Source organism: Arthrobacter sp. 2MCAF15 (assembly GCF_052115605.1).
GTDB lineage: Bacteria > Actinomycetota > Actinomycetes > Actinomycetales > Micrococcaceae > Arthrobacter.
The window spans coordinates 88,242-101,292 of the sequence record NZ_JBFRGZ010000014.1; the positions used below are offsets into that span (position 1 = coordinate 88,242).

The following is a 13,051-nucleotide window of genomic DNA, read 5'->3' on the forward strand; positions in this document are numbered from 1 at the left end:
CCAAAGGAGCATATCCATGGCGCTTATCGATGCCATCCACGCCCGCGAGATCCTCGATTCCCGTGGCAACCCCACCGTAGAAGTTGAAGTCCTGCTCTCGGACGGCCAGATCGGCCGCGCAGCGGTTCCCTCCGGCGCCTCCACCGGCGAGCACGAGGCCGTTGAACTGCGCGACGGCGACAAGGGCCGCTACCTCGGCAAGGGTGTCCAGAAGGCCGTTGACGCCGTTATCGATCAGATCGCCCCGGCGCTGACCGGTTTCGACGCCACCGACCAGCGCAGCATCGACCAGGCCATGATCGATCTGGACGGCACCCCCAACAAGGCCAAGCTCGGCGCCAACGCCATCCTGGGCGTTTCCCTGGCCGTGGCCAACGCTGCCGCCGCCTCCGCAGACCTGCCGCTGTACAAGTACCTCGGCGGCCCCAACGCCCACGTCCTGCCCGTTCCGCTGATGAACATCCTCAACGGTGGCTCGCACGCCGACTCCGACGTGGACATCCAGGAATTCATGATCGTCCCGATCGGCGCCGAGACCTTCTCCGAGGGCCTGCGCTGGGGCGTTGAGGTCTACCACAACCTCAAGTCCGTCCTGCAGGCCAAGGGCCTCTCCACCGGCCTCGGCGACGAGGGCGGCTTCGCGCCGAACCTGCCGTCCAACCGTGCTGCCCTGGACCTGATCCAGGAAGCGATCAAGAACGCCGGCTACACCCCGGGCAAGGACATAGCCCTGGCACTGGATGTCGCCTCCTCCGAGTTCTTCACCGACGGCGCCTACCAGTTCGAGGGCAAGGCCCTGACGGCGACCGAGATGAGCGCATACTACGCCGAGCTCGTGGCCGACTACCCGCTGGTTTCCATCGAGGACCCGCTGGACGAGAACGACTGGGAAGGCTGGAAGACCCTCACCGACGCCCTCGGCGACAAGGTCCAGCTGGTGGGCGATGACCTCTTCGTCACCAACCCGTCCATCCTGCAGCGCGGCATCGACACCAAGACCGCCAACTCGCTGCTGGTCAAGGTCAACCAGATCGGCTCCCTGACCGAGACCCTGGACGCCGTCTCCCTCGCCCAGCGCGCGGGTTACACGACCATCACCTCGCACCGCTCCGGCGAAACCGAGGACACCACCATCGCTGACATCTCCGTGGCAACCAACGCGGGACAGATCAAGACCGGCGCCCCGGCCCGCTCCGAGCGCGTCGCCAAGTACAACCAGCTGCTGCGCATCGAAGAAGAGCTCGACGACGCCGCACGGTACGCCGGCCGCAGCGCCTTCCCGCGTTTCAAGGGCTAGTTAGCCGCGAAAACCGGTAACCGGTGGCTATGGTTGAAAGACCATGGCCACCGGTTCTGTTTTTGGCCGCTTTTGAAGGAGTGACATGGCTACCCGACGCCCCAATGTTCCCCGGGCTACCACTGCTGCCCGCAAGACCGAGGCCCTCAGGCCTCCGGCCGGAGGCTTAGGGGAAACGGACGACGGCGGCGAGGTCATCCAGGCCGACTTTGGCGGCTCCCGGGGCGGCGCGGCGACGCCGGCCGCATCCTCCGGCACCGCACCTTCCACGTCCCGCGCGCCGGCGCCCGCAGGAGGCAAGCCCGCCACCAAGGGCCCCGCAGCACCGTCAGCCGCGAAACCGGCAACCCGGCCTGCACCCGGGAAGGCCAGCGGGAAGGCCAGCGGCAAAGCCACAGCCCGGGCCGGCGGCGCGGCTGCGGACGAATCCCTGGACCCCGTGCCCGCCAAGGCGTTCTCGGGCCGGCTGCTTGCCCTCGGCGTCGTCATGATTGCCATCACCATCCTGCTGGCCCCCACGGTCAAGATCTTCGTCGACAAGCGCGCCGAGATCGCGGCGCTGCAGGCCGATATCGCGGCCAAGCAGACCAAGCAGGAGGACCTCAAGCGGCAGGTTTCACGGTGGCAGGACCCCAACTACGTGAAGCAGCAGGCCCGCGACCGCATTAACATGGTTATGCCCGGCGAAACGGGCTACTGGGTATTTGGCAGCGATCTTCCTGCCGCGCAGTCCAGTGGCACGGCGGGCGCAGCATCAGCACAAGACCCGGCCAACCTGCCATGGGTGGATGCCCTCTGGGAGTCCGTCCGGCGATCGGCAACAGACTAGAAGCGGCGCCCGCCGCCGGGATTGTCCCGCGGACGATCCAAGAACAGGGCAGGAAGGTGCCACTCCCGTGGACCAGAACCGAGTGGACCAGAACCGACCGGACGAGAACAGTGCGGCCCACGCCCCGGCGTCATCTGAGGGGGCCAGCGCCCCGGAGGCCTCGTCCCTGCCGACCCCGCACGACCTCGAGGTCCTGAGCCGCCAGCTGGGCCGGCCAGTGCGGGACGTCGTCGAAATCCCGGCCCGCTGCGTCTGCGGAAACCCGCTCGTGGCCGCCACCTCGCCGCGGCTCAGCAACGGTACGCCGTTCCCCACCACGTTTTACCTCACGCATCCGGTGATCACGTCCGCGGTGTCGCGGCTGGAAGCTGCCGGGCTGATGAACGAGATGAACGACAGGCTCGCCGCCGATGCCGATCTCGCCGCGCGGTACCGCGCCGCCCACGAGGCGTATCTGGCCTCCCGGGCCGAGATCGGCGCACGGTCCGGCATCGGTGCCGTCCCGGAAATCGACGGCGTCTCCGCCGGCGGCATGCCGACCCGCGTCAAATGCCTGCACGTCCTCGTGGGGCACTCGCTGGCCGCCGGGCCGGGCGTGAACCCGCTCGGTGACGAGTCGGTCGCCGCCATCGCCGAATGGTGGACCGCGGACCGCTGCTACTGCGACGGCGCCTGGGACACCGGCGGCGAGGTCCCCTCCCAGGACCTCAGCCGCCACGGACCCCAGGGCCTGCCGGAGATTGTGGGCCGGCCCGCCCCCATCCGCAAGTCCCGCGCAGCCGCAGACGATACTGCCGATATTCCCGGCGCTGCCGGCGCGGGGGAGTCCAAGTGACCCGGGTCGCGGCCGTGGACTGCGGCACCAACTCGATCCGCCTGCTGATCGCCGATATCAACACAAATGTAGATACACAGCTGAACACGGGCGAAACCGGACAGCCCACACCGCGGCTGACCGACGTCGTGCGGGAAATGCGGGTGGTCCGGCTGGGCCAGGGCGTGGACTCCACCGGCGAACTGGCACAGGAAGCGCTCGAGCGCACCTTCGCCGCCACCCGGGACTACGCAGACCTCATCCGCCGGCACGGCGTCGACAAAGTGCGTTTCGTGGCCACCTCCGCCACCCGCGACGCCCGCAACCGGCAGGTCTTCGTGGACGGCATCCGTGCCATCCTCGGCGTCGAACCCGAAGTGATCACCGGGGACGAGGAGGCCGCGCTGTCCTTCGCCGGCGCCAGCAGTGTGCTGCCCTCCCGAGGGGAGGACCCAGTGCTGGTGGTGGACCTCGGCGGCGGAAGCACGGAGTTCGTGTTAGGCAACGCCGACGGCGTCATCGCCGCCCGCTCGGTCGACGTCGGCTGCGTGCGGATGACCGAACGGCACCTGCGCAGCGACCCGCCCACACCGGAGCAGATCGCGGCGGCTGAGGCCGACGTCGACGCCGCCATCAGCGAGGCGGCACAGACGGTTCCGCTGGAACGCGCCACCGCCGTCGTCGGCGTGGCCGGTTCCGTCACCACCATCACGGCACACGCCCTGGGCCTGCCGGAGTATTCGCCGGCCGCGATCCACGGCACCGAACTGGACCTGGACGCGGTCCGCAAAGCATGCACCGAGCTGCTCGAAATGACCCGGGAGGAGCGGGCCGCCCTGCCGTACATGCACCCCGGGCGGGTGGACGTGATCGGCGCCGGCGGTCTGGTGTGGCGGCGGGTCCTGCAACGCCTGGCCGAGGTCACGGCCGGCCGCATCACCACGGCAGTGACCAGTGAACACGATATTCTTGACGGAATTGCCCTCAGCATCCGCTAAATATTCCCGCAGTTGTGCACCGGCCGTGTGTACCGACAGTTGCGTACCGACACAGTGCCCGCGCCGCTGGCGCACAGCCGATAGGACCTGAATGACCAGAGCAGCAGGCCGCCGGATTTCATCCGCGTTAATGGCCTTGGCCCTTGCCGGCGGAGCGTCCACGGCGGCGCTGGCCTCGGCCACGCCCGCCTTCGCCGATTCCTGGCGGGACAAGGAATACTGGCTCGCAGAGTCCGGCATCACCAAGGCTTGGGACGTTTCCAAGGGGGCCGGCGTCAAGGTCGCCGTGATTGACAGCGGCGTGGACGGCAAGCATCCCGACCTGACGGGCGTGCTCGCCGGCGGCGCCGACATCTCCGGTGCCGGGAGTGCCAACGGCCAGGAAAGCATCGGCGCCAAACCCGAGCACGGGACCCTCGTGGCCACCATGCTCGCCGGCCGCGGGCACCAGCCGCCCGGAGAGGCCGCCAAACCCAGTGCCAGCCCAGCACCCGCCGCTCCGGGCGGCCCCGACGGAATCATCGGCGTTGCCCCCGAAGCGCAGCTGCTCTCCGTGTCCACATGGCTCGGTTCCGCCAACCCGGGCGGCAAGAGTGACCAGGAGCAGATCCCGGAGGCCGTGCGCTGGGCCGTCGACAACGGCGCCCGCGTCATCAACATCTCCCTCGGCAGCACCTCACCGGAATGGCCCCAGAGCTGGGATGCCGCGTTCCTCTACGCCGAACAGAAGGACGTCGTCATCGTCGCCGCCGCCGGCAACCGGGTGGGCGGAAACGTCCAGGTCGGCGCGCCGGCCACGATTCCCGGCGTCCTGACCGTTGCAGGCCTGGACCGCACAGGCGTGGCCAGCATCGACTCCTCCTCCCAGGGCATCAGCATCGGCGTCGCGGCCCCCGCCGAGGACCTGGTCGGCGGCATGCCCGCCGGCGGCTACGCCGACTGGGCGGGCACCTCCGGCGCCACGCCCATCGTCTCCGGCGTCGCGGCCCTGATCCGCTCCAAATGGCCCGAGATGTCCGCGAGCCAGGTCATCAACCGGATCGTCAGCACCGCCAAGGACGCCGGGGAGCCGGGGAAAGACCCGCTTTACGGGTTCGGCGTGCTCAACGCCGAGGCCGCCCTCAAGGCCGATGTCCCCGAGACGAAGGTCAACCCGCTGGGATCGATATCGGACTGGATCCGGGTCCACCGGCGTGGAAACCTCGCCACGACGCCCGCCGCGGCGGCGCCCGCGCCCTCCAGTGCCGCGCCCACCCTGCCCGAAGCGACCGTGCCGGTCGCGGAGAAACCCTCCCAGCTGGACAGCGCCGTGCCGGCCGTGGTGGTTCTGGGCTTCGCCTGCCTGTTCGTGGGCATCATCGTGGCCGCCGCACTCCAGCTGAGGTCCGCTATGCGCCCCGCAAAGACGACGCCGGCGAATGACGCGACTCCAACGACGACGGCGAATGACGCGATGCCAACGGCGACGGCCGCGACGACGCCGGAAAAGGCCCTTCCGCCAGGGACGACGCCGCCCAATGACGGTCCGGGGCGGGCGGACAAGACCGAACCGGGGCCCATGAAATCCGTGGACTCCAGCAACCCGTCGTAGTTAGTGAAGGTTTTCACAAACTACGGTATTCTTGAGGCATGGCATCCTCCCTTCAGCTCCAGGACCGTCCCCGGGTACTCGTCGTCGGCGGCGGGTACGTCGGCCTGTATGTAGCCCTCAAACTTCAGAAAAAGATCGCGAATGCCGGTGGCATCGTCACCCTCGTCGATCCGCTGCCCTACATGACCTACCAGCCCTTCCTGCCGGAAGTTGCCGGCGGCAACATCGAGGCGCGCCACGCTGTCGTCTCGCACCGCCAGCACCTCAAGCAGACGGAACTCATCCAGGGCCGCGTCACCTCAATCGACCACGCCAACCGCACGGCAGTGGTCGCACCCTCCGACGGTGGCGACACGTTCGAGGTTCCCTACTTCGACGTCGTCCTGGCCGCCGGCGCCATCACCCGCACGTTCCCGATCAAGGGCCTCGCGGACAAGGGCATCGGCCTGAAGACGATCGAAGAGGCCGTTGCCCTGCGCAACAAGGTCCTCGAGCGCATCGAAACCGGCTCGCTCATGACGGACCCCGCTGAGCGCGCCCGTGCCCTGACCTTCGTCGTCGTCGGCGGCGGCTTCGCCGGCATCGAGTGCATCACCGAAATGGAAGACCTCGCCCGCGCCGCGGTCAAGAACAACCCGCGCGTCAAGCAGGAGGAAGTCCGCTTCGTCCTGGTCGAGGCCATGGGCCGCATCATGCCCGAGGTCACCGCTCCGCAGGCCGAATGGGTTGTCGAGCACCTCCGCAGCCGCGGCATCGAGGTCCTGCTGAACACCTCCCTCGACAACGCCGAGGGCTCCCTGAAGCTCATCAACCTCCCGGACAAGAGCCCGGCCCAGGAATTCGAGACCGACACCCTGGTCTGGACTGCCGGTGTGCAGGCCAACCCGATGGTCCGATCCACCGACTTCCCGCTTGAGCCGCGCGGACGTGTCCGCGTCCTGGCCGACCTGCGCATTGCAGGCGATGAGGGCATCATCGAGAACGCCTGGGCTGCCGGCGACATCGCTGCCGTCCCCGACCTCACGGGCAGCGGCCTGCCGGACGGCACCTGCGTGCCGAACGCCCAGCACGCGCTGCGCCAGTCCAAGCGCCTGGCCAAGAACCTGTGGGCCTCCCGCTGGAACAAGCCGCTCAAGGACTACAAGCACAAGAACCTGGGCGCCGTCGCCGGCTTCGGCGAATGGAAGGGCGTCGCGAATATCAACCTGGTTGGCCGAATCGGCCTCAAGGGCCCGCTGGCCTGGCTGGCGCACCGCGGCTACCACGGCATGGCCATCCCGACGGTGGAGCGCAAGATCCGCGTCATCTCTGGCTGGATCTGGGCCTTCTTCCTGGGCCGCGACACCACGCAGTTGATGGACCTGGACAACCCCCGGGGCGCCTTCGTGGCTGCAGCGACGCCGGCCCCGAAGCCGGCCGCTGCTCCGGCTGCCGGCACGCCGGCCGACGCCGCCAAGAACGACGCCGCCAAGAACGATGCGGCAAAGAACGACGCGGCAAAGAACGACACGAAGGAAGCTGTTCCGGCCGACTCCAAGTAGCCTGGCCCGAGCTTTCGACGGCGGCCGTTCCCCTCAGGGGGAGCGGCCGCCGTTTTCGTTGCGGCCGCGTTGAGGTATCGGGAACGGGCCGGTGCGTAAGACCCGCGCCTAGACTGGCTCCATGACTGCTGAAAAGGACCTGCACACGCTCCTGGCCACCATGCGCCCCGAACTGCGCGAAGGCGAGTACGTCTACGCCCTGTGGCCGCACGGCAGGCCCCTGGCCGGGGCGATCTCGGCGGCTGTTCGCGAGGCGGAAGGGCTGACCGTCGTGCTGCCGCGGGCGGAGGCGGACAGCCTGGAGCTCTCCTACGACTTCGTCGCTGCGTGGATCACCCTCCAAGTGCATTCTTCGCTGGAGGCGATCGGCCTGACGGCGGCCGTCAGCGCCGCCCTGACAGAGGCGAAGATCAGCTGCAACGTTTTGGCGGGCTTCCACCATGACCATCTGCTGGTGCCGGTGGCGGACGCCGAGCGGGCGCTGGAGACGCTGCACGAACTCGTCGCGGCCAGCGGGGAGCACAAGCCGGCCCCGGCACTGGTGCTGCGCAGCGAGGAACCAGCGGACCGTCCCGCCATCCTCGCCCTCACAGCCGCCGCATTTGCCATCTCGCCCGTCACCGGGGAACACGTCGACGGCGAACCTGAGGAAGCGAAACTGCTCGCCCGGCTGTTCGAATGCGGGGAATACCTGCCCGAGTTCAGCATTGTTGCCGAACTCGACGGCGAAGTCGTGGGGCACGTGATCAGCACCCGGGGATGGGTGGACGGGCTGGAACTGCTCGGGCTCGGCCCGATCGGGATAACACCCCGGCTGCAGCGCCACGGGATCGGCACAGCTCTCATGAACGAGACCGTGGCGCGGGCGAACGCGGCGGGGGAGCGGGGGATCGCCCTGCTGGGCAGTCCCGAGTATTACTCCCGCTTCGGTTTTGTGCCGTCAACCTCGCTCGGGGTCGCGCCGCCGGAGGCCGGCTGGGGTGCATACTTCCAGTTGCTGCCCCTCGCCGTCTGGCCCGGCGGCGTGAGCGGCACGTTCCGCTACGCGGGCCCGTTTTCGGGCTGATCCGGCCGGCGCGGGATACCATGGACCGGGCGCCCCAGTAGCCCAATTGGCAGAGGCAGCGGACTTAAAATCCGCGTGTTGTGGGTTCGAGTCCCACCTGGGGCACATTGTGGGACGGTCGTGGAACCGTCCAGATTTCCTCTATGCAACGAGTGTTATAAGGATGTGACCGTAGTCACTTATTTTCGCGCCGAAATTGCATTAGCTTGAAGTGGAATCAGGAACACCTGATCTTTCGCGTCAAAGGCCGTTCGCACCTTTAGATCGAGGAGCTTGTACATGACTTCACTCCCCCAGGTTGCGCCCCGCATCGCTAAGCTCACAGTGCTTAGCCTCGGCGTCGCCCTTCTGGCTACGGCTTGCGGTGGCTCGCCCGCCCCAAGCTCGACGGGATCCAGCTCAGCCGCGGCCGCCGGCATCGCGTGCCCGGCACCCAGCGCCACCGGCGCCGGTACCAGCGCTGCCAGTGACACGGGCTCCGTGCCCGCTTCGGCCACCACCACCCCCACACCCCTGAAGATCGGCTCGCTCCTGCCGACGACGGGGTCCCTGGCATTCCTCGGCCCGCCCGAAATTGCCGGTGTTAACCTCGGCATCAAGGAAGTCAACGATGCCGGCGGCGTCCTGGGCAAGCCGGTCGAGGTCATCCACCGCGACTCCGGTGACACCAAGACCGACATCGCCACCCAGTCCACCACAGCACTGCTCGGACAGGGCGTCAGCGCAATCGTCGGTGCCGCGTCTTCGGGTGTCTCCAAGACCGTGATCAACCAGATCACCGGTGCCGGCGTCGTCCAGTTCTCCCCGGCCAACACCTCACCGGACTTCACCGCGTGGGATGACAAGGGCCTCTACTGGCGCACCGCCCCCTCGGACGTTCTCCAGGGCAAGGTCCTCGGCAACTACATGGCTACCTGTGGCGCCCAGACGGTCGGCATGATCGTCCTGAATGACGCCTACGGAACCGGCCTTGCCAAGAACGTCCAGGCCGCTTTCGAGGCAGCCGGCGGCAAGGTTGTTGCCCAGGAGCTCTTCAACGAGGGCGATTCCCAGTTCAGCAGCCAGGTGGATAAGGTTCTGGCCGCCAAGCCGGATGCCATTGCCCTGATCACCTTCGACCAGGCCAAGAGCATCGTCCCGCTGATGACCGGCAAGGGCGTCAAGCCCAACCAGATCTTCATGGTGGACGGCAACATGTCCGACTACAGCAAGGACTTCCAGCCGGGAACCCTGAAGGGCGCCCAGGGCACCATCCCGGGCACCTTCGCCAAGGATGACTTCAAGAAGAAGCTCCTGGCGATCGACCCCGCGCTGAAGGACTACAGCTACTCCGGCGAGTCCTACGACGCCGTGAACCTGATTGCACTGGCGGCTGAGGAAGCCAAGAGCACCAAGGGAACCGACATCGCGGCGCACCTGAAGGACGTCTCTGAAGGCGGGGAGAAGTGCAACACCTTCCCGTCCTGCGTCACCCTGCTCCGCAACGGCAAGGACATCGACTACGACGGCCAGTCCGGCCCCGTAACGTTCTCCGACGCCGGCGACCCGACGGAAGCCTACATCGGCATCTACGAGTACCAGGATGACAACACCTACAAGCCGGTCAAGGAAGAATTCGGCAAGCTGTAAGCCGCTTCCCACCGACAAACAAAAGACCCCCGTCCTTCACCGGACGGGGGTTTTTTGTGTGCAGGGGAGCGAGGCAAAGCGTCCGACAGCCCAGGCGTCACGCACAGCAGACTTTTGGCCCGGCATTGGACAGCTCGACGCCGGGATTCCGTTCCAGCCCGCAGGGAGTCCGCCCATAACTCTGCGCCGCGTGACGCCGTCGTAGTTCAGTGGTGAACACACGGTGAGGCAACCGCTGAGGGCGACGGAGGCAGGCGCTTGTGAAAGCGACGTTGTTGCGTGAGGAACGAGCGCAGGCGCCGAGCAAGTGGCTGCGGAGGCGTCCGGAGGCGACGGGAGCGTGTGGGTCCAGCTAGGCACCGCCGGGCACACAAAAGGGCCGCCACCGGCTGGTGACGGCCCCCGTGCGGGATATCGCGGGCTACTGCCCGACGCCCTATTCCACGGTGTCTGCGAGCGTGCCCAGGTAGAGCTGGATGACCTTGGGATCCTTCATGAGTTCCCGGCCGGTGCCCGTGTACGCGTCCTTGCCCTGGTCCAGAACGTAGGCGCGATCGCAGATCTGAAGGCAGCGGCGCGCGTTTTGCTCCACCATGATGACGGAGACGCCGGCGCGGTTGATCTCGTGGACCCGGAGGAAGGTCTCATCCTGCTTGACAGGGGAGAGGCCTGCGGAGGGCTCATCGAGCAGCAGCACGGCCGGATCCATCATCAGTGCCCGTCCCATGGCGACCATCTGGCGTTCGCCGCCGGAGAGCGAGCCGGCCCGCTGGGCGCGCCGTTTGGCGAGCTCCGGGAACAGTTCGGAGACAAAGTCGAACCGTTGCGCGAAGTCCTTGGGCCGCTGGAACATGCCCATCTGCAGGTTTTCCTCGATGGTGAGGGCGGCGAATACGTTGTTGTTCTGCGGAACGAAACCGACGCCCTTGGTGACCAGCTTGTTGGCCTTGAGCCCGGTGATGTCCTGTCCGCGGACCACTACCGAGCCGGAGTGGACCTTGACCAGGCCGAACATGGCTTTCAGCAACGTGGACTTGCCGGCGCCGTTGGGGCCGATGATGCCGATCAGCTCACCCTTGCGGGCTTCGATGCTGCAGCCGTTGAGGATATTGACGCCAGGGATATAGCCGGCCACCAGATCGGTGACCTTCACAACCGAGTCGCCATCGAAGGTTGGCTGGGCGGACGGTGCCGCGCTGGTGGCGCTCATTCTGTGTCCTTCTTTGTGCGGTTCGGCTCTTCGCCGAGGTTCGGCCCTTCGGCGCTGCGGCGACCCCGGGTCGTCCCGTTCGGATCCGGCTGCGCCGCTTCCTCAGCCTCTGTGGCGAGGACATCGGCGGAGATGATGCCGGCGTTTTCAGTGCCGACAATCGATTCCTCGTCGGCGACCAGCTCCGCGGCCAGTTCCTTGATGCCTTCCGCGTCGCCGAGATCGACGTCGTGGTGGGCGCCGAGGTAGGCGTCGATCACGGCGGGGTTCTTCATGACTTCGGCGGGAGGCCCTTCGGCCACGATCTTGCCCTCGGCCATGACGACCACCCAGTCGGCGATGTGGCGGACCATGTTCATGTCGTGCTCGACGAACAGGACGGTCATACCTTCGGCCTTGAGGTTCTTGATGTGGTCAAGCAGGGACTGCGTCAGTGCCGGGTTGACGCCGGCCATCGGCTCGTCGAGCATGACCAGCTTGGGCCGCACCATGAGGGAGCGGGCCATTTCCAGCAGCTTCCGCTGCCCGCCGGACAGCGACGCGGCGTAGTCGTCCTTCTTGGCGTCCAGTTTGAACTTCTCCAGCAGCACGTTGGCTTCCTGGGTGATCTTCTTTTCCTGGCCGCCCCAGATGCCCTTGAACAAGGCCTTGGACAGCCGTTCGCCGGACTGGCTGGAGGCGCCGAGGCGCATGTTCTCCATGACGGTGAGCTTGCCCATGACCTTGGTGAGCTGGAACGTGCGCACCATTCCCATCCTGGCCACCTTGTACGAGGAGACGCCGGCGATGTTGTTGCCCTCGAACTGCCATGTACCCGAGTTCGGGGTGTCGAATCCCGTCAGCAGGTTGAACAACGTAGTCTTGCCGGCGCCGTTGGGGCCGATCAGTGCGGTGATCTTGTGCCGCGGGATCTCGAGGTACTGGACGTCGACGGCGTTGATGCCGCCGAAGGTGCGGGTGACGTTCTCCGCCACCACGATCGGATCCCGCTTCTTGCAGCCGGGCGCGATCTCCCCGGCGGCGATCGGACGGTTGTCCGTCATATAGTCGATTTCTTCCGACGTGCGGGGTTCGTCCCGTGACTCTTCGCTTGGAATGCTCATGCGAATGCCAGCTCCTTCTTATTGCCGAGAACGCCCTGGGGCCTGAAGATCATCAGCAGCATGAGCGCCACGCCGACCAGGATGTAACGCAGCTGCCCGGCCTGGACCGTGTTCAGCCACGTGATGGTGCCGGACTCGATCAGGCCGTAGAGGATGCCCTGGGTGAGCGAGAGCACCACCCAGAAGATCATCGCGCCGACCACGGGGCCGAGCACAGTGCCGAGCCCGCCGAGCAGCAGGCAGGTGTAAAGGAAGAACGTCAGTTCCGTGCCGTAGTTGGCAGGCTGCACCGCGCCGCGGGGAATCGTGAAGATCATGCCTGCCAGGGCACCGAGCGCGCCGCCGATGATCAGGGACTGCATCTTGTATGCGTACACGTTCTTGCCGAGCGAGCGGACGGCGTTCTCGTCCTCGCGGATGCCCTTGAGTACCCGGCCCCAGGGGCTTCGCATCAGCAGCCACACCAGGGTGCAGAAGATGGCCACGACTGCCCAGGCGACCACCCGGATGAAGAAGTCGCGGTTGTTCATGCCAACGTAGGTCCCCGGCGGGAAGGGATTCATGGCGTAGAAATCGCCCTCGAAGGCGGCCAGGCCGTTGGCCGAGCCGGTGATGGCGGTCAGCTGGTTGGTCGTGACGATGTAACGCACAATTTCGGCCGCCGCGATTGTCACGATGGCCAGGTAGTCTGCCCGCAGCCGCAGCGTCGGGATACCCAGCAACAGGGCGAAGATGGCGGAGGCGACGACGGCGATGAGCAGTCCGACGAAGAACGGCACATGGAACGTCAGAGTGGATATGGCGAAGCCGTAGGCCCCCACTGCCATGAAGCCTGCCTGGCCGAAGTTGAGCAGGCCGGTGTAGCCGAAGTGAACCGCGAGCCCGAGGGTGGCCAGGGCGTAGGCAGCTGTCGTCGGGCTGAAAAGTTCGCCGGCGGCGCTGGAAAATATGAATCCGAAATCCATGGCTGTCT

General features: G+C 66.8%; 11 protein-coding genes and 1 tRNA gene. 9 read left to right on the plus strand and 3 right to left on the minus strand.

Translation table 11 applies throughout. The features are described 5' to 3' along the window. The first annotated feature begins 16 nt into the window (after positions 1-16). The 9 genes from eno to AB4089_RS16080 all read left to right on the plus strand — a co-directional run bounded on the left by eno (position 17) and on the right by AB4089_RS16080 (position 9,765). Positions 17-1,297 carry a phosphopyruvate hydratase gene (gene eno / locus AB4089_RS16040; protein ID WP_441410268.1) on the plus strand — a complete coding sequence of 427 codons (1,281 nt, stop codon included), beginning with the start codon at positions 17-19 and terminating at the stop codon, positions 1,295-1,297. Positions 1,298-1,382: 85 nt separating this feature from the next. Further along, positions 1,383-2,126 carry an FtsB family cell division protein gene (locus tag AB4089_RS16045; RefSeq protein ID WP_441410269.1) on the plus strand — a complete coding sequence of 248 codons (744 nt, stop codon included), beginning with the start codon at positions 1,383-1,385 and terminating at the stop codon, positions 2,124-2,126. A 166-nt stretch (positions 2,127-2,292) separates the two neighbouring features. Then, entirely contained in the window at positions 2,293-2,961 is a 669-nt protein-coding gene (locus AB4089_RS16050) for a DUF501 domain-containing protein (RefSeq protein ID WP_441410339.1), read from the plus strand. Next, positions 2,958-3,938: a Ppx/GppA phosphatase family protein gene (locus tag AB4089_RS16055; protein WP_441410270.1), complete on the plus strand. Its 981-nt coding sequence runs from the start codon at positions 2,958-2,960 to the stop codon at positions 3,936-3,938. Before AB4089_RS16050 ends, AB4089_RS16055 begins: the two co-directional genes overlap by 4 nt. A 91-nt stretch (positions 3,939-4,029) precedes the next feature. Further along, positions 4,030-5,529: a S8 family serine peptidase gene (locus AB4089_RS16060; protein ID WP_441410271.1), complete on the plus strand. Its 1,500-nt coding sequence runs from the start codon at positions 4,030-4,032 to the stop codon at positions 5,527-5,529. Between the two features lie 38 nt (positions 5,530-5,567). Next, a complete protein-coding gene (locus AB4089_RS16065; RefSeq protein ID WP_441410272.1) occupies positions 5,568-7,070 on the plus strand; it encodes an NAD(P)/FAD-dependent oxidoreductase in 1,503 nt (500 codons plus the stop codon). A 121-nt stretch (positions 7,071-7,191) separates the two neighbouring features. Beyond that, positions 7,192-8,136 (plus strand): N-acetyltransferase, encoded by a 945-nt coding sequence (locus tag AB4089_RS16070; protein ID WP_441410273.1) that lies wholly within the window; start codon positions 7,192-7,194, stop codon positions 8,134-8,136. A 31-nt stretch (positions 8,137-8,167) separates the two neighbouring features. Then, positions 8,168-8,241 (plus strand) — tRNA-Leu (locus AB4089_RS16075). Between the two features lie 174 nt (positions 8,242-8,415). Beyond that, on the plus strand, positions 8,416-9,765 hold the full coding sequence (locus AB4089_RS16080) for an ABC transporter substrate-binding protein (RefSeq protein ID WP_441410274.1): 1,350 nt from the start codon (positions 8,416-8,418) through the stop codon (positions 9,763-9,765). Between the two features lie 436 nt (positions 9,766-10,201). Here the strand turns inward: AB4089_RS16080 and AB4089_RS16085 are convergent, their stop codons facing one another. The 3 genes from AB4089_RS16085 to AB4089_RS16095 are packed head-to-tail and all read right to left on the minus strand — an operon-like array spanning position 10,202 to position 13,043. Next, positions 10,202-10,975, minus strand: a complete 774-nt coding sequence (locus AB4089_RS16085) for an ABC transporter ATP-binding protein (RefSeq protein ID WP_441410275.1) — start codon at positions 10,973-10,975, stop codon at positions 10,202-10,204. Further along, entirely contained in the window at positions 10,972-12,078 is a 1,107-nt protein-coding gene (locus AB4089_RS16090; protein WP_441410276.1) for an ABC transporter ATP-binding protein, read from the minus strand. The genes AB4089_RS16085 and AB4089_RS16090 overlap by 4 nt, the downstream gene beginning before the upstream one ends. Next, positions 12,075-13,043 carry a branched-chain amino acid ABC transporter permease gene (locus tag AB4089_RS16095; protein WP_441410277.1) on the minus strand — a complete coding sequence of 323 codons (969 nt, stop codon included), beginning with the start codon at positions 13,041-13,043 and terminating at the stop codon, positions 12,075-12,077. Before AB4089_RS16095 ends, AB4089_RS16090 begins: the two co-directional genes overlap by 4 nt. Positions 13,044-13,051: the final 8 nt, after the last annotated feature.